This window comes from Candidatus Pelagibacter sp. (assembly GCF_052049815.1).
In the GTDB taxonomy this organism is placed as follows: domain Bacteria; phylum Pseudomonadota; class Alphaproteobacteria; order Pelagibacterales; family Pelagibacteraceae; genus Pelagibacter.
This window is the reverse complement of sequence record NZ_JBNGZG010000089.1, coordinates 1-1,629: the sequence shown is the minus strand read 5'-3', so window position 1 is coordinate 1,629 and position 1,629 is coordinate 1. Positions and strand designations below refer to the sequence as shown.

Sequence of the window (1,629 nt, the reverse complement as noted above, 5' to 3'; positions counted from 1 at the left end):
ATTTTTTTATTTTTTATTTGTATTTTTATTCTATCACTCATTAATCTTTTCAAATTTAAAGATCCTTTTTTGATGATAATTATGATTTGGATAGCAGCTACATTAAGTATGCCAATTTTATTCAACTTAATTGAAAAAGGATTTCCTTTAATTTCAAAACTCGCAGAAAGATATCAATATAATTCAATACCATCGCTATCTATATTATTTGCTTGGCTTTCAATTAAATTTTTGAAAAAAAAATATTTTAATGTAGCAATCACTAGCTCTTTACTAGTGACTTTAATTTTATTTGCGATAATCAAAAAAGACAGAAGTTTAGTATATGAATATAATACAAAATTTTTTGTTGAAGCTTACAAAAATAGTCCTGAAAATTATTATCATTATAATTTTACAGTTCCATTAGCTAACGCGATTGTAGAGGATAATGAAAAAAAATACTTGTTTAATCTGTATCAGCTACATAACTTATATCCAAAAAGATATGACTATATTTTAGGTTTTGTTAATTACTACAAAAGTAAAGGAAATTTATATGGTGAGGAATATTTTTTGGATTACTATAAAAACGAAACCATTTATGATCCACCTCTAAAATTTAAACTAGCTAAATATTTTTTTAATTACAACGAATTTGAAAACTCATTATTGATTATAGATGAGATATTTGCTGATTTTGACAAGCTAATTGAAAAATATAAAAACGAACCAGCAAAAATTAAAATTACAGATCCCGAAATTGATGATGTTTATTTTTTAAAAGGATTAGTTTTAGATAAATTAAACAGAACAGAAGATGCTTTGGGTAATTTTATGTTAGCAACAGTGCATAATCCAATGCATGCAACTGCTCTGTACAATTCATCAGTTTTGTTAAAAAAACTTGGTCAAAATGAACTTGCACAAAAACATTTTAAAGATGCAATTGAATTAAACCCTTATTTAAGAGAAACTGTTAATCAGATTATTCAGGAAAAAAACTTTAAAGATGAGTAAAGAATTAAGTATTGTAATACCTATATTTAATGAAGAAAAAAACATCTTACCTCTTACTAAAAAAATAAAAAATACAATAAAAAATTATAAATTTGAGATCATTTTTGTGGATGACTCATCCTTAGATGGATCAAGAAAGTTACTAAAAAAATTAAAAAAAAAATATAATTTTTTTAAACCAATATTCCGATCTGGAAAAAGAGATTTAAGTAAATCTTGTATAAGTGGAATTAAAATAACAAAATATTCAAAAATTCTAATTATGGATGGAGATCTTCAACATGACCCAAAATATATACCTGCTATGTATGAAAAAATATCAAATAATAAATTAGATATTGTTATTGGAACAAGAAAATTATTTGAACCCAATAATAAAGGTCTTTCAGAAATAAGAAGGTATGTTTCAATTTTTTTAATATTTTGTTTTAAAATTTTTGATATCAAAACAAAAGATCCTATGAGTGGATTTTTCATGTTTAATAAGGAAATTTATTTAAGAAATGAAAAATTTTTTTTTGCTAAAGGATTTAAAATACTCGCTGATTTTTTGATAAATTGTAAACAAACCTTAAAAACTCAAGATGTAAACATAAATTTTAATAGAAGATATAATAGTAAAAGCAAAAT

1 protein-coding gene and 1 pseudogene are annotated in these 1,629 nt (G+C 23.0%); both read left to right on the top strand.

The window, feature by feature from the left end; translation table 11 throughout:
• A pseudogene (locus ACTT9D_RS07340) lies at window positions 1-999 on the top strand (hypothetical protein); the annotation flags it as partial.
• The coding region (locus tag ACTT9D_RS07335; RefSeq protein WP_440931128.1) for a glycosyltransferase at window positions 992-1,629 on the top strand (638 nt) is incomplete at its 3' end. The pseudogene ACTT9D_RS07340 and the gene ACTT9D_RS07335, both read left to right, overlap by 8 nt.